Genomic DNA, 16568 nt, shown 5'->3' on the forward strand with positions numbered 1-16568 from the left:
GTGCGGGTTCGCCGGTCCGCGTGCCGACCGGAAACTGATCCGCCCGCGCGTGCGGGCCCCGTCAGGGAGACGACTCGAATGACATCAACGGCAACGAGGCCGCGGGGAGCGCGGGCACGCGCCGCCATCGCGGCGAAGACGTTGCGTACCGATCGCTGGTGGCTCGCCCCACTGCTCACCGTGATCGGGCTCGGCGCGTGGGTCGCGTACGCGACGGTCCGGGTCTTCATGCACGACTACTACTGGGTCGACGCGTACCACTACCTGACCCCGTTCTACTCCCCCTGCGTCACCGAACGGTGCGTCGAGGGCTCCTCGCACTTCGGCAGCTTCCTGCCCGGCTGGTGGATCATTCCGGACGCCGCGCTGACCCTGCCGTTCCTGCTGCTGTTCCGCCTCACCTGCTACTACTACCGCAAGGCGTACTACCGGTCGTTCTGGCTGTCGCCGCCCGCGTGCGCGGTGCCGGACGGGCACCAGTCGTACGGCGGCGAGACCCGGTTCCCGCTGCTCGGCCAGAACCTGCACCGCTACTTCTTCTACGCCGCCGCCGTCATCTCGCTGATCAACACCTGGGACGCGATCCTGGCCTTCCACTCGCCGAAGGGCTTCGGGTTCGGTCTGGGCAACATCATCCTGCTCGGCAACGTGGTCATGCTGTGGGCGTACACGATCTCCTGCCACTCCTGCCGGCACATCATCGGCGGGCGGCTCAAGCACTTCTCCAAGCACCCGGTGCGCTACCGGGCCTGGACCTTCATCTCCGCCCTGAACGTCCGGCACATGCAGCTCGCCTGGATCACCCTCGGCACCCTGGCCCTGACGGACTTCTACGTCATGGCGGTCGCGGCGGGCTGGTTCAACGACCTGCGGTTCATCAACTAGAGGGCCCCTGACATGACCAATCCTCACCACCACCCGAGCTCTACCACGCGAATCGAACGGCACCACTACGACGTCGTCGTGATCGGGGCCGGCGGCGCCGGCCTGCGCGCGGCGATCGAGGCCCGGCTCGCCGGCAAGAAGACCGCCATCATCTCGAAGTCGCTCTTCGGCAAGGCGCACACGGTGATGGCCGAGGGCGGCGCCGCCGCCGCGATGGGCAACGTGAACAGCCGGGACAACTGGCAGGTGCACTTCCGCGACACCATGCGCGGCGGCAAGTTCCTCAACAACTTCCGGATGGCCGAGCTGCACGCGAAGGAGTCGCCGCAGCGGATCTGGGAGCTGGAGACGTACGGCGCGCTCTTCGACCGCACCAAGGACGGGAAGATCTCGCAGCGCAACTTCGGCGGCCACGAGTACCCGCGCCTGGCGCACGTCGGTGACCGAACCGGCCTGGAGCTGATCCGCACCCTCCAGCAGAAGATCGTCTCCCTCCAGCAGGAGGACAAGCGGGAGCACGGCTCGTACGACGCCCGGATCAAGGTCTTCGCCGAGACCACCATCACCGAGTTGCTGCTCGACGGCGACCGGGTCGCCGGCGCGTTCGGCTACTACCGGGAGTCCGGCGAGTTCGTCCTCTTCGAGGCGCCGGCCGTGGTGCTGGCGACCGGCGGCGTCGGCCGCTCCTACAAGGTCACCTCGAACTCCTGGGAGTACACGGGGGACGGGCACGCGCTGGCCCTGCGCGCCGGCGCGACGCTGATCAACATGGAGTTCCTCCAGTTCCACCCGACCGGCATGGTCTGGCCGGTGTCGGTGAAGGGGATCCTGGTCACCGAGTCGGTGCGCGGCGACGGCGGCGTGCTGAAGAACTCCGACGGCAAGCGGTTCATGTTCGACTACGTCCCCGACGTCTTCCGCAAGCAGTACGCGGACAACGAGGCCGAGGCGGATCGCTGGTACAAGGATCCGGACAACAACCGGCGTCCGCCGGAGCTGTTGCCCCGCGACGAGGTGGCCCGGGCGATCAACAGCGAGGTCAAGGCCGGCCGGGGCACCCCCGCCGGCGGCGTCTACCTGGACATCGCCTCCCGGCTGCCGGCCGAGGAGATCCGCCGCCGCCTGCCGTCGATGTACCACCAGTTCAAGGAGCTGGCCGACGTCGACATCACCAAGGAGCCGATGGAGGTCGGCCCGACCTGCCACTACGTGATGGGCGGCGTGGAGGTGGACCCGGACTCGGGCGCCGCGTACGGCACCGTGCGGGGGCTCTTCGCCGCGGGTGAGGTCTCCGGCGGCATGCACGGCTCCAACCGGCTCGGCGGCAACTCGCTTTCCGACCTGCTGGTCTTTGGCAAGCGCGCGGGCGGCCACGCCGCCACGTACGCCGACAGCCTGCCGGCCCGCCCGAAGGTCCACGTCGCGGCGGTGGAGGCCGCGGTGGAGACCGCGCTGGCACCGTTGCAGCGGGACACCGGCGAGAGCCCGTACACCCTCCAGCAGGACCTCCAGGCGGTGATGGGCGACCTCGTCGGGATCATCCGGCGCGAGGGCGAGCTGGCCGACGCGCTGACCCGGCTGGCGGAGCTGCGCGAGCGGGTGGCCAAGGTCAGCGCGAGCGGCGGGCGCCGCTACAACCCGGGCTGGCACCTGGCGCTGGACCTGCGCAACATGCTGGTGGTCTCGGAGTGCACCGCCAAGGCGGCGCTGGAGCGGCAGGAGTCGCGCGGCGGCCACACCCGGGAGGACTACCCGGCGATGGACCCGATGTGGCGCCGCGTCAACCTGGTCTGCTCGCTGGACGGCGACACCGTGCGCCTGGAGCGCAAGCCGCTGCCGAAGATGCGCGCGGAGCTGATCGGCCTCTTCGACCGCGCGGAGCTGGCCAAGTACCTCACGGACGAGGAGCTCGCCGAGTTCGACGCCCTCGTCGCCGACGCCGAGGCCGAGGAGGCGGGCAAGTAATGGCGGAGCAGAAGTCCCCCGGGGCCGGCAAGCCCGGCGCCAAGCGCCAGTTCCGCATCTGGCGCGGCGACGAGAACGGCGGCGACCTGCAGGACTACATGGTCGAGGTGAACGAGGGCGAGGTGGTCCTCGACGTCATCCACCGGCTCCAGGCCACCGACGCCCCGGACCTGGCCTGCCGGTGGAACTGCAAGGCCGGCAAGTGCGGCTCCTGTTCGATGGAGATCAACGGCAAGCCGCGGCTGAGCTGCATGACCCGGATGTCCACCTTCACGGAGGACGAGACGGTCACGGTCACCCCACTGCGCACCTTCCCGGTCATCCGGGACCTGGTCACCGACGTCTCGTTCAACTACGAGAAGGCGCGGGAGACCCCGGCGTTCGCGCCGCCGGCCGACCTGGCCCCGGGCGAGTACCGGATGCAGCAGGTCGACGTGGAGCGCTCGCAGGAGTTCCGCAAGTGCATCGAGTGCTTCCTGTGCCAGAACGTCTGCCACGTGATCCGGGACCACGAGGAGAACAAGCAGGCGTTCTCCGGGCCGCGGTTCTTCATCCGGGCCGCGGAGCTGGACATGCACCCGCTCGACGCGAAGACCGACCGCAAGGAGTACGCGCAGGCCGAACAGGGCCTCGGATTCTGCAACATCACCAAGTGCTGCACCGAGGTCTGCCCGGAGCACATCAAGATCACGGACAACGGGATCATCCCCATGAAGGAGCGGGTCGTCGACCGCAGGTACGATCCCCTCGTGTGGCTTGGTAGCAAGATCTTCCGGAGGGGTCAGGTGCCTCAGACCATCGTGACCAGCGGGCACGCCAGCGGTGCGGTGCACGGCAGCGTGGCCCACGGGGGCGTGCACTCGCACGCTGGCGGCTCGCACGACTCGCAGTCCGAGGTGCAGGCGCAGCGCGGCGTCAACTGGCACCGCGAGGTGCCGAAGCCGACGGCGCCGGCCGTGGACACCCACGGCAGGCTTCCGCTGACGGAGCTCACCTTCGACCGGGCGGCGGCGCCGTCGCCGTTCGGCGAGGACGTGACCTTCCCGCTGCCGCCGGAGCACCTGAACTTCGCCCACCCGGAGCAGGACAAGCACTGAGGGCGTCGACGATGACGGGGGCCGCGGCTGTTGCCGCCGGCCCCCGTCCCGTTTTCGCCCGAGTGTCCGCTTCGGCTCAGCCGGGCGCGAGGATCGGGCGGAGGGCGGCGACGATGGGGGCGTCGGCAGGCAGCCAGGTGACGCTGTCCAACTCGTCGGCGGAGAGCCAGCGCAGTGCCGAGTGCTCCAGCGCCCGCGGCTGGTCGCCGTGCAGCAGGCGGGCCGCGTACACCTTGAGCACGGAGCGGCCGTGCGCCATCCGGACGTTACGGCCGACCCGGTCGCCGATCTCCACGCGTACGGCGAGTTCCTCGGCGCACTCGCGGACGAGCGCGGCGGTCTCGCTCTCGCCCGGCTCCACCTTGCCGCCGGGGAACTCCCACATGCCCGCCACCTCGGGCGGGGCGGCCCGGGCGCAGGCGAGCACCCTGCCGTTCCTGATGATCGCCGCCCCGACGACGACCCTCAGGTCCCGTCGCTCGGCCTGCCCGCCGCCGTTAGCCCGTTCGGTCCGCACGGGCGTCCAGCGTGCCAGATCAATCGGCGGTTTGGGTAGCGTGGCCGACCGTCAGGGCAGGAGAACACGGAAGTGTGGGCGTGGACACACCCACCGTGCGACGACAGACTAGAGGGCACCGACAAGACACGGGACGGCGACGATTTGGCCACAAGCCGGCAACGGCGCCTGGGAGGTGCGGTGATGCGCGTGCTGTTCAACGGCCGGGCGAAGCACGACTACCTCAGCGACGCCCTCACCCTGCTCACCGGTTGGACCCGGGAGGGTGAGCAGATCCGACGGACCCTCGTGATCGACGACACGCAGCACGCGGCCCTCACCGAGCGGGTGAAGGTGGTCGCCGACGCGCTGCACCTGCGGCCCGAGATCAGCCGCCGCGCCGACCACACGCACATCAAGGTCGGGCACGGCAACGCCCCACTGACCGAGCGCGAGGTGCTGCTGGCCGCCCGCATCGAGGACGCGTACCGCGCCGTCACCCAGCCCTGATCCACGCGCCGGCTACGCGGCATCCTGGGGGTACCAGCGCAGCTCGACGGAGTTGCCGTCCGGGTCCCGCACGTAGAGGGAGGTGGCGCTGCCGCGCGCGCCGAACCGGCCCACCGGCCCCTCCAGGACTGTGAACACCCCCGCGTCGACGGCGTGCTGCCAGTCCAGCGGCTCCACCACCAGGCAGAAGTGGTCCACGTTGGATTCGCCCCGGTCCCGACGGACGAGGTCGATGATGGTCTCCGGGCTGACGCGTACCGACGGGAACGGGACCTTGCCGGCCCGCCACTCGTCGACCCGCACCGGGGCCAGGCCCAGCACGTCGCAGTAGAAGCCCAGCGCCCGCTCGACGTCGGAGACGTTGAGCACCAGGTGGTCGAAGCCCGTGACCCGCACCGCGCTCACTTCGCCTCCAGGTCGTGGGCCTGGCGCAGCCAGTCGGTGAACAGGGCCGGGTCGACGTCGGCGAGGTTCCGCAGCTTCACCGCGGCCATCTGCCGGGCGCCCGGGACGAGCCGCCCCGACGGATCGGTGATCTCCCGCCCGCGCCACAGCCCGAAGGTGACATACGCGGCGTACGCCTTCACCAGGCAGACGGGTCGCCGGCCCGGCCGGTCGCCGAGGCCCCAGACCGGGTGGCCGTGCCACACCGCCCCGGTCGCGCCCGGCAGCGCCGCCTCGATGACGGGGAGGAGCTTCTCGCCGATCTCCCGCAGCGGGGCGTCGAGGCCCGCCAGGTAGTCGGTCACTGTCGTCGTTTCCATGACCCCCACGATGCGCCGCCCGGCCCGGCTGACCAAGACGCGATCGCACTACGATCGTTGAGCCGGATTCAACGACGGGACACCGACGTGCTGGAACGCCACGAGCTGGAGACCTTCCTGACGCTCGCCGAGGAGTTGCACTTCGGCCGGACGGCCGAACGCCTGCGGGTGACGACCGGGCGGATCAGCCACGTGGTCAAGAAGCTGGAACGTCGCATCGGCGCCCCGCTGTTCGCCCGCACCAGCCGGGTCGTGCAGCTCACCCCCATCGGCCGGCAGCTCGCCGACGACCTGGCGCCGCTGGTCGCTGGCATGGACGAGGCGGTACGCCGGGCCGTCGAGGCGGGGCGGGGCGTCACCGGGCGGCTGCGGGTCGCCTTCCTCGGCGAGTGGACCGCCCCGGCGCTGCTCAAGGCCGTCGCCCTGTTCGCGCAGCGCCACCCGGACTGCCAGGTCGAGGTGCACGAGGTCCAGCTCTTCAACTCGCGGCCGAGCCTGGTGGACGGCTCGATCGACATCCTGATGGCCGCGTACCCGTTCGACGGGATGGCCTGCGGGCCGGCGCTGCTGGAGGAGGAGCGGGTGCTCGCGGTGCCGGCGGGGCACCCGCTGACCCGGCAGGAGTCCGTCTCCCTGGAGGTGCTCGGCGACCACCCGGTGGTGCAGTACCCGGCGGTGACCTCGGCGGAGTTCAAGCGCGACCGCACGCCCGAGCACACCCCGTCGGGGCGGCCGGTGCCGAAGGGGCCGGCCGGCAACACCTTCTCGGAGATGCTGACGTTGGTCGCGATGGGGCGGGGCGTGCTGCCCGTGGGCGAGCACACCCGGCGCTACTACCCCCGCCCCGACGTGGCGTACGTGCCGATCCGCGACGCGCCGCCGATCCGGCGCGGCCTGGTCTGGCGGGAGAGCAACACCACGGCCCGGGTCCGCGAGTTCGTCCGGGCCGCGACCGACGCGAACGTACGCTGACCCGCGCCACCAACGAGGTTCCGCCCCGGCGGCCGTCTCATTGATCTTGGGCTGGCGCACCCGGCCTACCGTGGGGGTCATGGCCAACGCGACGTACGACCGCAAGGAGCAGTTCCAGCAGATCCAGAGCGGCCTGCTCCAGGGGGAACAGATCATCGCCGTCTACGACGCCGTCGGCACGGGCACGGGCTTCATCGGCCTGACCGACCGGCGCGTGATCATCCAGGACCGCTCCTTCGTCGGCAAGCGGTACGCCATCACCAGCATCCCGTACTCGAAGATCACGAGCGTCAGCGTGGTCAGCAACAAGTCCTGGGGCGGCTCGTTCTTCTCCACCGGCGCGATCGCGATCCACGTCGGCACGCACACCTACGAGGTGGAGTTCCGCGGCGCCCAGAAGAGCCACCACGTGCACAACGTGATCCTGCACCACATCAGCTGAGCTGCTCGGCGCGGCCGAAGTTCTCAGCGCCTGAGCGGGCGGCGGGTACAGGGGCCGTCGTGGTCGGCCCGGAGCAGGCGGCGTCGGCCGTCCGGCGGCAGCGTGGTCACAGAAGACCCGGTGGCGCAGGTGCTGGGCGTCCCCGGCGGAGACCGTGGGCTCGACACCGGGGGCCTGACCCGCTACGCCCGCGAGTGGAACACCATGGCTGTCAACGCACGTGTTTGACACCCCTGGTGTTCCACTCGCCGGCGACGGGGGGTGACGGGGGGGACGGCGGCATGGCAGCGGTCCACGCCGTGCCCGATCAGGGACCGTGGGGGTCGGCCCGGACAGTCACGGATTCGTCGACACCACAGGCCTCACTGCTGGTCGAGCAGGAACGGCACGTCCGGACAGGCCAGGCACACGAAGATGCGCAGCGCGCCATAGCGACCGACGACCACCCCGGTCGGCTCGTACGGGTCGTCGTCGTCCGGTGCGCCGTCCGCCCGGGTCGGGCGCCACCGGTCGGCCCCGTGCTCCGAGGAGTCGATGACGAGGGCCAGCGTGGTGGGACCGGCGCAGCGAGGGCACGGCGTCGGGAGCAGGTCCGTGAGGCTCCACCGGGCGTACCCGCCGACCTTCCATCCGGGCGCCATGAAGGTGTCGAGGTACTCCTCGTCCGCCTCGGCGAGCTCCCGCAGGTCCGCCGGCAGCTCCTCGATGTACGGATACTCGACGATCTGCTCCGGGTGCAGCCGGCACGGCTGGGGCACGTACCCTTCCGCCCCGGTCTCACCGCGCGGCGGCTCCGTCAGCGTGGCGGTGACGTCCGCCTCCCGCCGCCACCGCAGCTCCACGATCGGCCCCCACGGCGGCGTGTCGTGCTCGAACGGGCACCACAGCACCTGCAACAGGTCCGCCCCGCCGGGCCGGGGCAGGTCCGGGACGTCCGCCGCGCGCAGTTGCGCCAGCGCCACCATCGGGTTCGGCCGGGGGTGGGATCGCGGCCCGTACCGGTAGCCCACGGTCGGGCCGCCGTTCACCGAGCCCCAACCGCTGAAACCCGGGCCGACCAGCCGGGCGAGTTCCTCGTGCAGCTCGATCTCGCCGTCGGCCAGCACGTGGGCCACCGTACGGCGGCTCTCCGCCTCGCGCATCCGGGTCAACAGCTCGGCCGGGATCGGCACCTCCTCCTGCACCATGCACGGGGTGGCGCAGGTGGGCCAGGGCTCGTCGGCCGGCCACAGCAGCGGCCCTCCGACGTGGCTCTCCGTGGCTGTGACCGTCCCGCGGCGGGGGTGCAGCCGGGTGGCCGTGCGGCCGAGCTTCTCCAGCCCGGGGTAGCGGGCGAGTACGTCGGGTGCCAACGGCGCAGTGATCATGGCGAGATGGTAGGGCTCACCGCACCCACCGCCGACGCCGGACCACCGGTCACAGTGGACCTCCGGTGCAGCCGCCATCCCGCTGCCGTCCAGCACAACCCCCAGAGCAGGAAGAACGGCGACCACAGCAGCAGGTCCCACCGTGCCAGTTCGCGGGCCAGCGCGGCGTGCCCGGCCGGGGGCGGGCGGACTCCGGTCAGCAGCAGCGTGTCGCCGACGAAGCCGAACCCCAGCACCCCGATCGACCGGGCGATCATGAAGCCCCCCAGCGTCCCGGCGATCGCGAGCAGCAGGCGGCGCGGGAGGGCCGCCCGCCAGGGCCGCAGCGTGGCCAGCGCGACCACGACGCCGACCACGGCGGCGGTGGCCAGCACCCAGTGGCTCGCCACGAACAGCGGGTCTCGCGCGAGCAGCCGTTCCCGCATCTCCGGGGGCAGCGGGTCCTTGTCGGCGAGCGCGTTGGCCCCCAGCGCCTGCGCGAGTTTCATCGAGCCGTAGGCCGCGGCGCAGGCCGCCGCCCCGAACGCGCCCCAGCGCGCGCGATCAGGCCGCGACATGCTTCGTCGCCGTCGCGTAGGACCGGATCGTCTCCAGGAGCAGCCCGATCACGACGAGCCCGAGGACCGCGTGGTACCACTGCCAGCCCACACCGATGCCGACGAAGCCGTCCACGACCATGATCATCGCGCCGGCTCCGACGGCCAGCAGCATGCCGGCGAGCGCCAGCAGCATCATCGTCCTCGGCACCCGACGCCCCAGCGTCGTCACCGTGGCGACGGCGAGACACGCGGCCAACAACCCGGTAGCGGTCGCCGACCACTGCGCGGTGGCCACGCCCATGACGTCGCGGGCGTAGCTCTCGTGCTCGGCGGCGGACACGACCGGGCCACCCGGGAACCCGAGCCGGGACTGTGCGGCGAAGACGGCCTTTCCCGCGGCGTACCCGAGGAAAAGCACGGCCAGGGCGTACGCCGGCCATCGCCGGGAGTGAACGTTGTCGACCATGGCTGCGACCGTAGCCGCGGCCGACCCCCGTCCCACTCCCGTTCCGGGGGGATCCGCCTCCCCAAGGGGAGGGAACAGCGGGGGCTACCGGTCGCGTGGCCGGAGGCCGCGCAGCGCCGTGTCCACCACCCGGTCGGCGTACTCCGGGGTCAGGGGGCCGGTGCGCTGGAGCCACCGGTTGAGGACCGGCCCGAACAACATGTCGACGGCCACGTCGAGTTCGACGTCCTCGGCCAACTGCCCCGCACGCTGGGCGGCGCGCAGGCGCTCCTTCTTCAGCTCCCGCATGGGCTCGTCCAACCGCTTCGCGTAGTCGGCGGCCAGGGCGGGATCGTGGACGATCTCGGTGTGCAGGGCGCGCATGGGCTGGTCGTAGCGCGGGTCGTTCAGTTCCGCGACGGTCGCCCGCAGGACCACCTTCAGGTCGGCCGCCAGGTCGCCGGTGTCGGGTAGCGCGCCACCCTGGCCGTCCTGCCCCTCCGTGGTGAGCGCGAGAAAGGCGTCGAACAGCAGCGCGCCCTTCGAGGGCCACCAGCGGTAGATGGTTTGTTTGCCCACGCCGGCGGCGGCGGCGATGCCCTCGATGCTGAGCTTCGCGTACCCCACCTCGCCGACGAGGTCGAAGGCGGCGGCAAGGATGGCTCGCCGCGCGGTCTGGCTGCGGCGGCTGGCGTCGGGGGCGACCTTCTGCGTGGGCACGGGTCCAATCTAACAAGAGAGACGAGACGGTCCGTCTTGACAGTCGGGCCCGATCGGGTAGGGTCGCCCCAACAGCGAGACGAGACGGTCCGTCTCGTTCGACGGGAAGGACTCCCCCATGGAAACCTCAGGCACCGCCGCGTCCCGGGTCTGGTTCATCACCGGGGCCAGCCGTGGCCTCGGCCGCGCCTTCACCGAGGCCGCGCTCGCCGCCGGTGACCGCGTCGTCGGTGCCGCCCGCGACGTCTCGCCGCTCGACGACCTCGCCGCCCGACACCCCGACCGGCTGCTGGCACTGCGCCTCGACGTCACCGACCGCGAGGCGGTCGTCGACGTCGTCGCCCGGGCGGTGCGGCACTTCGGCCGGCTCGACATCGTGGTGAACAACGCCGGGGCGCTCTTCGCCGGCATGGTGGAGGAGTTCACCGAAGCCGAGGCCCGCGCGCAACTGGACCTCAACTTCTTCGGCGCGCTCTGGGTCAGCCAGGCCGTCCTGCCGCACCTGCGCACCCAGGGCGCCGGGCACATCGTGCAGATCTCCAGCATCGGCGCGCTCGGCGGTTTTCCCAGCACAGGGCTCTACAGCGCGAGCAAGTTCGCACTGGAGGGCATGAGCGAGGCGCTGGCCGCCGAGGCCGCCCCGTTCGGTGTCAAGGTCACCATCGTGCAGCCGGGCGGCTACTGGACGGACCTCTACACCAGCAGCAGGGCGACCACCCCGCACCCCGCCTACGACTCGCTGCGGGCGGAACTGGCGAAGCGGTGGGCCGAGGGGTCCATCGACAGCGAGCCACGGCTGGCGGCCGAGGCCCTGATGACGCTGGTCGCCAGCGACGACCCGCCGCTGCGACTGCTGCTCGGCAGCATGGTCTACGACCTCGCCTTCGACATCTCGAAGCGACGCATGGACACCTGGGCGGGGTGGGAAGAGGTGAGTCGCGCCGCCGAGAAGGCGGTCCCGGCACCGGGGGCCGCGCTGACCTGAGCCGTCGCCGCGAGGAGGTTGAGGCGCCCAGGTCAGGCGGGCCTGACCTGGGCGAGCTGCACGAGAAGCTGGACCACGCCGTACGCCTCGATGACGCCGGCTGCAGCGGCGATCTCGCCGGACGTGCGCCGGCGGCCGTCAGCGAGGAGCGGACCTTGACGCGTGGGGCTGCGCCCCCGGTGTGCCCCAGAGCGCGGGCACACCTTCCTGACCTGGGGAAACGCGCCGGATCAGACGTTGAAGCGGAACTCCACGACGTCGCCGTCCTGCATCACGTACTCCTTGCCCTCGATGCGGACCTTGCCCGCCGCCTTGGCCGCCGCCATCGATCCGGCGGCGACCAGGTCGGCGTAGGAGACCACCTCGGCCTTGATGAAGCCGCGCTGGAAGTCGGAGTGGATGACCCCCGCGGCCTCCGGCGCGGTCGCGCCGACCGGGACGGTCCAGGCCCGCGCCTCCTTGGGGCCGGCGGTGAGGTACGTCTGGAGCCCGAGCGTGCGGAAGCCGACCCGGACGAGCTGGTCCAGGCCCGGCTCCTGCTGACCGATCGACTCCAACAGCTCGCGGGCCTCCTCCTCGGGCAGGTCCACCAGCTCGGACTCGATCTTGGCGTCCATGAAGACGGCCTCGGCCGGGGCGACCAGGGCGCGCAGTTCGTCGAGGAACTCGGCGTTGCCCAGCTCGGCCTCGTCGACGTTGAAGACGTACAGGAAGGGCTTCGTGGTGAGCAGGTGCAGCTCGCGCAGGTGCTCCAGCTCGATGCCCGCGTCCTTGGCACCCGCGTAGAGGGTGACGCCGGTGTCGAGCAGCTCGACGGCCTTCTTGGCGGCGGTCACCGCGGCGGCCCGGTCCTTGCGGAGCTTGGCCTCCTTCTCCAGCCGCGGCACCGCCTTCTCTAGGGTCTGGAGGTCGGCGAGGATCAGCTCGGTGTTGATCGTCTCGATGTCGTCGGCCGGGGAGACCTTGCCGTCGACGTGCACCACGTTCGGGTCGGAGAAGGCCCGCACCACCTGGCAGATCGCCGAGGCGTCGCGGATGTTCGCCAGGAACGCGTTGCCCCGGCCCTGCCCCTTGGAGGCGCCGCGCACCAGGCCGGCGATGTCGACGAACGACACGGGGGCGGGCAGCACCTTCTGCGAGCTGAAGATCTCGGCGAGCTTGTGCAGCCGCTCGTCCGGCAGCCCGACAACGCCGACGTTGGGCTCGATGGTGGCGAACGGGTAGTTCGCCGCGAGCACGTCGTTCTTGGTCAGCGCGTTGAACAGGGTGCTCTTGCCGACGTTGGGCAGGCCGACGATGCCGATGGTGAGACTCACGACGAGCCAGCTTACGCCGTTCGCCGCCGCCCTTGGAGAGGCAGGTTCCACCCCGGCGGAAAACGGCCGCCGGAGAGCGCCCGACCGTTGTTACGGTGCCACGGTTCCGCGCGAGCGACCCCAAGGAGGCGGGATGAGCCGGCTGCCGGAGCTGTACGTCGCGGTCGACGTGGAGGCGGACGGGCCGATCCCCGGGCCGTACAGCATGATCTCGCTCGGCATGGCCGTCGCCGGCCACCCCGAGCTGACCTTCTACACCGAGCTGAAGCCGATCTCCGACGAGTTCGTGCCGGCCGCGCTCGCCGTCTCCGGCCTGGACCGGGACCGGCTGCTGCGGGAGGCGCCCCCGGCCGAGGAGGCGATGGGCGCCGCCGCGAGATGGGTCAACGGCCTGCGCAAGATCGGCCGCCCGGTGTTCCTCGCCGCCCCGGCCGTCTGGGACGGCATGTTCGTGCACTGGTACTTCACCCGGTTCGTCGGGCACAGCCCGTTCGGCGCCACCGGTTCCGGTGTCGACCTGCGCAGCTACTGGATGGGGCTGACCGGCTGCGAGTGGGTGCGGACCCGCAAGGGCACGATCAAGCACGAGCTGGGCCTGACCGACGTGCCGCACACCCACCACGCCGGGGAGGACGCCGCCGAGCTGGCGCAGGTCTTCGACGCGGCCCTGCGCCGCCGCGGCCGGGAGCGGTAGGAGTCAGCCGAGCAGGCGCGGCCCGATCGGGGTCTCCCGCACGCTGCCGTCCGGGCCGCGGCTGACCTCGTACGCGCAGACGCCCGGACGGTCCGCGACCGCCTCGACCAGCCGCTCGCCCCGGTAGAGCAGACCGGTGCCGTCGTCGGTGCAGTGCGCGGTCGGCAGCGTGCCGTCGCCGACCAGCCGGTGCATCAGCGGCCGGCGCTGCTCCTCGCTGTCGTAGTGCACGCCGTTGCCGTAGGGCAGCCAGCCCAGCCCGTCGGTGAAGCCGCGCAGGGTGGTGCCGAAGCTGTCGGTGGCGCCGCCGGCGTGCCAGCAGATCGAGCCGGCGGAGACGCCGCCCAACACGACGCCGGCCTCCCAGCACTCCCGCAGGATCTCGCCGAGGCCGTGCACCCGCCACACCGCGCAGAGGTTCGCGACGCTGCCGCCACCCACCCAGATCACGTCTTGGGCGAGCAGGTGGGCGCGGATTTCGTCGACGTTCGGCATCGGGAAGAGCGCCAGGTGCGTCATCCGGAACCGGCTGCCGGCGAACGCCTCGTAGACCCGGGCCAGCGTGGTCGGCTGGTCGCCCTCGGCCTGGTTGAGGAAGCAGAGCCTCGGCTCGGGCCCGGCCCCGGCCAGCTCGGCGGCGAGGTCGAAGACGGGGTTGACCCGCCGGGCCCCGCCCTCGCGGCGGGGAGCGTAGATGCCCATGCTGGTGGCGAGGATGGTCGGTTCGCTGGCGGGCACGGTCGTCCTTCCGTCGGTGTCGGCGCCGCCCATCCTGCCGCGCCGTCGGTCAGTCGCGGGGGCCGGGCTGGCGCGGGACGACCGGCTCGATCCGCAGGGCGCCCGGGGCCAGTGCCCCGGCGGCGGCGAGCGGCAACGTGAAGCGGGCCTCGGCGGCGGGACCCGCCGCGTACGACTCGCGGAGCATCCAGCGCACCTCGTCGGCCGTCCAGCCCAGCCCGGGGCGGCCGGCGATCTCCCGGACCAGGCGCAGCGCCACCCGGGTGTCGTCGTCGTAGAAGCGCATGCACCAGTGGTGCACCCACATGCCCAGCGCGCGGAGCCCGTCGGCGTCCAGCGAACGCACCAGCCGACCGCAGGCGGTGTCGCCGAACGCCCGACCCGGGTCACCGGCCCGGTCCCGCTCGATCGCGCCGACGGCGGACGGGGCGACCGCGCGCATCCGGTCGTAGAAGCCCTGCACCACCGCGTCGTCCAGCGGGGGGTGCCCGTCCCGTGTCGACGCCGCTTCCCGACCCGCCACGCTCGCCATTGCCGCACCCCTTCTTGAGTTGGTGGCCCGGACGGTACCGACCACAACCGACACTTTCCGCGCCGGACGTCCCGTTCCCACCCGCACGGCCGCGTCCGATTTCCGCGAGCCGGGGGCGCCGAGCAGGGGCATCATCGGTGACGTGGAATTGGACTTCGAGCGGTGCTACCGGGCCGTCGACAGCCGCGACCAGCGGTTCGACGGCTGGTTCTACACCGGCGTGACCTCGACCGGGATCTACTGCCGGCCGTCCTGCCCCGCGATGACGCCGAAGCGGCAGAACGTCCGGTTCTTCCCCTCCGCCGCGGCGGCCCAGGGCGCCGGGCTGCGCGCCTGCCGGCGGTGCCGGCCGGACGCCGCCCCCGGCTCCCCGCACTGGGACGTCCGGGCGGACGTGGTCGGCCGGGCGATGCGGCTCATCGCCGACGGGGTCGTCGACCGGGACGGCATCCCGGGGCTGGCCGCCCGGCTCGGCTACACCGAGCGGCACCTGCACCGGATGCTGCGGGCGGAGATGGGCGCCGGCCCCCTCGCCCTGGCCCGGGCGCAGCGCGCGCAGACCGCCCGCACCCTGATCGAGACCACCGGCCTGGGCATGGCGGAGATCGCGTTCGCCGCCGGGTTCGGCAGCGTCCGGCAGTTCAACGACACGGTCCGCGAGGTGTACGGGACGGCCCCGTCCGAGCTGCGTACCGCCCGCGGCCGGTGCGCCGCGCCGGGCGGGGCGGGCACCATCACGCTGCGGCTCGCGTACCGCCCGCCGCTGCACGCGGGGGCGCTGCTGGACTTCCTCGCGCTGCGCGCGCTGCCCGGCGTCGAGGAGGTGCGCGACGGGACGTACCGCCGGGGCCTGCGGCTGCCGCACGGCCCGGGCGAGGCGACCCTGACCCCGGCGGACGGGCACGTGACCGCCACCCTGCGGCTGACCGACATGCGCGACCTGGCTCCCGCGGTGGCCCGCTGCCGCCGCCTGCTCGACCTCGACGCCGACCCGGTCGCCGTCGACGGCACCCTCGCCGCCGACCCGGCCCTGGCCGGGGCGGTCGCCGCCGAGCCGGGCATCCGTCTCCCCCGCTCGGTCGACGGCTTCGAGATGGCCCTGCGCGCGATCGTCGGCCAGCAGGTCTCCGTCCGCTCGGCCCGCACCACCCTCACCCGCCTGCTGGACCACCTCCGTCCGCCCGTCCCCGGCCCCTCCGACACCGGGGAGGGGCCCGGGCCGTGGCTGGCCGGCTTCCCCACCGCGGAGGAGGTGCTCGGGGCGCCGGACGAGGTGTTCGGGATGCCGGCGGGGCGGCGGGCGACGATCCGTGCCCTGGCCGGGGCCGTCGCCGACGGGTCGCTGGACCTGGCGCCCGGCGGGGACCGGGAGGAGACCGTCCGGCGGCTGCTGGCGCTGCCCGGGATCGGCCCCTGGACCGCCGGCTACGTCGCGATGCGCGCCCTCGGCGACCCGGACGTCCTCCTCCCCACCGACCTCGCGGTGCGCCGGGGCGCCGCCGCCCTCGGCCTGCCCGACGCCCCGTTGACCCTCGACGCGTACGCCGACCGCTGGCGCCCCTGGCGCTCGTACGCGGTGATCCGACTCTGGAGAGCAGCATGAGCATGAACGACAGCACCGTCGTCGACACCCCCGCCGGACCGCTCAGCATCGTGGCCGGCCCGGACGGGGCGGTCCGGGCGGCGGGCTTCACCGGCGAACCCGAGCACCTGCTCCCCCTGGTGCACCCGACGCTGCGGGCGCCGCTGCGACGCCGGGCCGACCTCGGCCCGGTCACCGCCGCCGTCGCGGCCTACCTGGACGGGGAGCTGACCGCGATCGACACCGTGCCGGTGGAGCAGCACACCGGCGGCGTGTTCATGGCGCACGCCTGGCAGGTGCTGCGCGAGGTGAAGCCGGGTGATCCGGTGACCTACACCGGGTTCGCCGGGCTGGCCGGCCGCCCCGCGGCCGTACGGGCCGCCGCGGCGGCCTGCGCCCGCAACGCGGTCGCCCTGTTCGTCCCCTGCCACCGGGTGCTGCGCACCGACGGGACGCTCGGCGGCTACCGCTGGGGGCTGGACGTGAAGAAGTGGCTTCTCGGGCACGAGCGGTCGTGAC

The 16568-nt window shown here is 72.5% G+C and carries 20 protein-coding genes; 10 read left to right on the forward strand and 10 right to left on the reverse strand.

From position 1 onward, the window contains the following. The first annotated feature begins 78 nt into the window (after positions 1-78). Genes ACZ6O2_RS11505 through ACZ6O2_RS11515 form a run of 3 tightly spaced genes read left to right on the forward strand, consistent with a single transcriptional unit; the run spans position 79 to position 3947 of the window. Positions 79-885: a hypothetical protein gene (locus tag ACZ6O2_RS11505; RefSeq protein WP_350703904.1), complete on the forward strand. Its 807-nt coding sequence runs from the start codon at positions 79-81 to the stop codon at positions 883-885. Between the two features lie 12 nt (positions 886-897). Further along, a complete protein-coding gene (locus tag ACZ6O2_RS11510; RefSeq protein ID WP_350703906.1) occupies positions 898-2850 on the forward strand; it encodes a fumarate reductase/succinate dehydrogenase flavoprotein subunit in 1953 nt (650 codons plus the stop codon). Continuing rightward, positions 2850-3947 carry a succinate dehydrogenase/fumarate reductase iron-sulfur subunit gene (locus tag ACZ6O2_RS11515; RefSeq protein ID WP_350703908.1) on the forward strand — a complete coding sequence of 366 codons (1098 nt, stop codon included), beginning with the start codon at positions 2850-2852 and terminating at the stop codon, positions 3945-3947. Before ACZ6O2_RS11510 ends, ACZ6O2_RS11515 begins: the two co-directional genes overlap by 1 nt. Positions 3948-4023: 76 nt before the next feature. On the opposite strand, the gene ACZ6O2_RS11520 is transcribed toward ACZ6O2_RS11515, so the two are convergent. Continuing rightward, on the reverse strand, positions 4024-4464 hold the full coding sequence (locus ACZ6O2_RS11520; protein ID WP_350703910.1) for a (deoxy)nucleoside triphosphate pyrophosphohydrolase: 441 nt from the start codon (positions 4462-4464) through the stop codon (positions 4024-4026). A gap of 183 nt (positions 4465-4647) precedes the next feature. Here ACZ6O2_RS11520 and ACZ6O2_RS11525 point away from each other — a divergent pair, with 183 nt between their 5' ends. Continuing rightward, a complete protein-coding gene (locus tag ACZ6O2_RS11525; protein WP_350703912.1) occupies positions 4648-4953 on the forward strand; it encodes a 4a-hydroxytetrahydrobiopterin dehydratase in 306 nt (101 codons plus the stop codon). Positions 4954-4965: 12 nt separating this feature from the next. Here the strand turns inward: ACZ6O2_RS11525 and ACZ6O2_RS11530 are convergent, their stop codons facing one another. Beyond that, on the reverse strand, positions 4966-5358 hold the full coding sequence (locus ACZ6O2_RS11530; RefSeq protein ID WP_350703914.1) for a VOC family protein: 393 nt from the start codon (positions 5356-5358) through the stop codon (positions 4966-4968). Beyond that, on the reverse strand, positions 5355-5717 hold the full coding sequence (locus tag ACZ6O2_RS11535) for a DUF1801 domain-containing protein (RefSeq protein ID WP_466022782.1): 363 nt from the start codon (positions 5715-5717) through the stop codon (positions 5355-5357). Before ACZ6O2_RS11535 ends, ACZ6O2_RS11530 begins: the two co-directional genes overlap by 4 nt. 87 nt (positions 5718-5804) lie before the next feature. Here ACZ6O2_RS11535 and ACZ6O2_RS11540 point away from each other — a divergent pair, with 87 nt between their 5' ends. Together ACZ6O2_RS11540 and ACZ6O2_RS11545 are read left to right on the forward strand one after the other, a co-directional pair. After that, positions 5805-6689 carry a LysR family transcriptional regulator gene (locus ACZ6O2_RS11540; RefSeq protein ID WP_350704165.1) on the forward strand — a complete coding sequence of 295 codons (885 nt, stop codon included), beginning with the start codon at positions 5805-5807 and terminating at the stop codon, positions 6687-6689. Positions 6690-6768: 79 nt separating this feature from the next. After that, positions 6769-7131 (forward strand): PH domain-containing protein, encoded by a 363-nt coding sequence (locus ACZ6O2_RS11545; RefSeq protein WP_091103067.1) that lies wholly within the window; start codon positions 6769-6771, stop codon positions 7129-7131. A 362-nt stretch (positions 7132-7493) separates the two neighbouring features. Here ACZ6O2_RS11545 and ACZ6O2_RS11550 read toward each other — a convergent pair whose 3' ends face one another. The 4 genes from ACZ6O2_RS11550 to ACZ6O2_RS11565 all read right to left on the reverse strand — a co-directional run bounded on the left by ACZ6O2_RS11550 (position 7494) and on the right by ACZ6O2_RS11565 (position 10202). Next, the gene (locus ACZ6O2_RS11550) at positions 7494-8498 is read right to left on the reverse strand and encodes a YwqG family protein (RefSeq protein WP_466022783.1); all 1005 of its coding nucleotides are present in this window, start codon (positions 8496-8498) and stop codon (positions 7494-7496) included. Then, a complete protein-coding gene (locus ACZ6O2_RS11555) occupies positions 8495-9055 on the reverse strand; it encodes a DUF3995 domain-containing protein (RefSeq protein ID WP_466022784.1) in 561 nt (186 codons plus the stop codon). The genes ACZ6O2_RS11550 and ACZ6O2_RS11555 overlap by 4 nt, the downstream gene beginning before the upstream one ends. Next, positions 9042-9503, reverse strand: a complete 462-nt coding sequence (locus tag ACZ6O2_RS11560) for a hypothetical protein (protein ID WP_466022785.1) — start codon at positions 9501-9503, stop codon at positions 9042-9044. The genes ACZ6O2_RS11555 and ACZ6O2_RS11560 overlap by 14 nt, the downstream gene beginning before the upstream one ends. An 84-nt stretch (positions 9504-9587) precedes the next feature. Then, positions 9588-10202, reverse strand: coding sequence for a TetR/AcrR family transcriptional regulator (locus ACZ6O2_RS11565; RefSeq protein ID WP_350703924.1), 615 nt, complete (start codon positions 10200-10202; stop codon positions 9588-9590). Between the two features lie 118 nt (positions 10203-10320). Here ACZ6O2_RS11565 and ACZ6O2_RS11570 point away from each other — a divergent pair, with 118 nt between their 5' ends. After that, positions 10321-11187, forward strand: coding sequence for an SDR family oxidoreductase (locus tag ACZ6O2_RS11570; RefSeq protein ID WP_466022786.1), 867 nt, complete (start codon positions 10321-10323; stop codon positions 11185-11187). Positions 11188-11417: 230 nt separating this feature from the next. On the opposite strand, the gene ychF is transcribed toward ACZ6O2_RS11570, so the two are convergent. Further along, on the reverse strand, positions 11418-12503 hold the full coding sequence (gene ychF / locus ACZ6O2_RS11575; protein ID WP_350703927.1) for a redox-regulated ATPase YchF: 1086 nt from the start codon (positions 12501-12503) through the stop codon (positions 11418-11420). Positions 12504-12636: 133 nt separating this feature from the next. On the opposite strand from ychF, the gene ACZ6O2_RS11580 reads away from it, so the two are divergent. Beyond that, positions 12637-13197 (forward strand): exonuclease, encoded by a 561-nt coding sequence (locus ACZ6O2_RS11580; protein ID WP_466022787.1) that lies wholly within the window; start codon positions 12637-12639, stop codon positions 13195-13197. A 3-nt stretch (positions 13198-13200) separates the two neighbouring features. Here the strand turns inward: ACZ6O2_RS11580 and ACZ6O2_RS11585 are convergent, their stop codons facing one another. Together ACZ6O2_RS11585 and ACZ6O2_RS11590 are read right to left on the reverse strand one after the other, a co-directional pair. Then, a complete protein-coding gene (locus ACZ6O2_RS11585) occupies positions 13201-13935 on the reverse strand; it encodes a Type 1 glutamine amidotransferase-like domain-containing protein (protein ID WP_466022788.1) in 735 nt (244 codons plus the stop codon). A 49-nt stretch (positions 13936-13984) separates the two neighbouring features. Continuing rightward, complete coding sequence (locus ACZ6O2_RS11590; RefSeq protein ID WP_350703931.1) at positions 13985-14467, reverse strand: hypothetical protein; 483 nt, start codon at positions 14465-14467, stop codon at positions 13985-13987. A gap of 142 nt (positions 14468-14609) precedes the next feature. Between ACZ6O2_RS11590 and ACZ6O2_RS11595 the strand changes: the two genes are divergently transcribed. Together ACZ6O2_RS11595 and ACZ6O2_RS11600 are read left to right on the forward strand one after the other, a co-directional pair. Continuing rightward, entirely contained in the window at positions 14610-16070 is a 1461-nt protein-coding gene (locus ACZ6O2_RS11595) for an AlkA N-terminal domain-containing protein (protein WP_350703933.1), read from the forward strand. Next, the gene (locus tag ACZ6O2_RS11600) at positions 16067-16567 is read left to right on the forward strand and encodes a methylated-DNA--[protein]-cysteine S-methyltransferase (protein WP_350703935.1); all 501 of its coding nucleotides are present in this window, start codon (positions 16067-16069) and stop codon (positions 16565-16567) included. Before ACZ6O2_RS11595 ends, ACZ6O2_RS11600 begins: the two co-directional genes overlap by 4 nt. Position 16568 lies beyond the last annotated feature (1 nt).

The organism is Micromonospora sp. NPDC048040, from assembly GCF_055587185.1.

Excerpts from the sequence above, each read along its gene's own strand:
- ACZ6O2_RS11505 (WP_350703904.1), top strand. The coding sequence starts at position 79 with ATGACATCAACGGCAACGAGGCCGCGGGGAGCGCGGGCACGCGCCGCC.
- ACZ6O2_RS11510 (WP_350703906.1), top strand. The coding sequence starts at position 898 with ATGACCAATCCTCACCACCACCCGAGCTCTACCACGCGAATCGAACGG.
- ACZ6O2_RS11515 (WP_350703908.1), top strand. The coding sequence starts at position 2,850 with ATGGCGGAGCAGAAGTCCCCCGGGGCCGGCAAGCCCGGCGCCAAGCGC.
- ACZ6O2_RS11525 (WP_350703912.1), top strand. The coding sequence starts at position 4,648 with ATGCGCGTGCTGTTCAACGGCCGGGCGAAGCACGACTACCTCAGCGAC.
- ACZ6O2_RS11535 (WP_466022782.1), bottom strand. The coding sequence starts at position 5,717 with ATGGAAACGACGACAGTGACCGACTACCTGGCGGGCCTCGACGCCCCG.
- ACZ6O2_RS11545 (WP_091103067.1), top strand. The coding sequence starts at position 6,769 with ATGGCCAACGCGACGTACGACCGCAAGGAGCAGTTCCAGCAGATCCAG.
- ACZ6O2_RS11550 (WP_466022783.1), bottom strand. The coding sequence starts at position 8,498 with ATGATCACTGCGCCGTTGGCACCCGACGTACTCGCCCGCTACCCCGGG.
- ACZ6O2_RS11555 (WP_466022784.1), bottom strand. The coding sequence starts at position 9,055 with ATGTCGCGGCCTGATCGCGCGCGCTGGGGCGCGTTCGGGGCGGCGGCC.
- ACZ6O2_RS11560 (WP_466022785.1), bottom strand. The coding sequence starts at position 9,503 with ATGGTCGACAACGTTCACTCCCGGCGATGGCCGGCGTACGCCCTGGCC.
- ACZ6O2_RS11570 (WP_466022786.1), top strand. The coding sequence starts at position 10,321 with ATGGAAACCTCAGGCACCGCCGCGTCCCGGGTCTGGTTCATCACCGGG.
- ACZ6O2_RS11580 (WP_466022787.1), top strand. The coding sequence starts at position 12,637 with ATGAGCCGGCTGCCGGAGCTGTACGTCGCGGTCGACGTGGAGGCGGAC.
- ACZ6O2_RS11590 (WP_350703931.1), bottom strand. The coding sequence starts at position 14,467 with ATGGCGAGCGTGGCGGGTCGGGAAGCGGCGTCGACACGGGACGGGCAC.
- ACZ6O2_RS11600 (WP_350703935.1), top strand. The coding sequence starts at position 16,067 with ATGAGCATGAACGACAGCACCGTCGTCGACACCCCCGCCGGACCGCTC.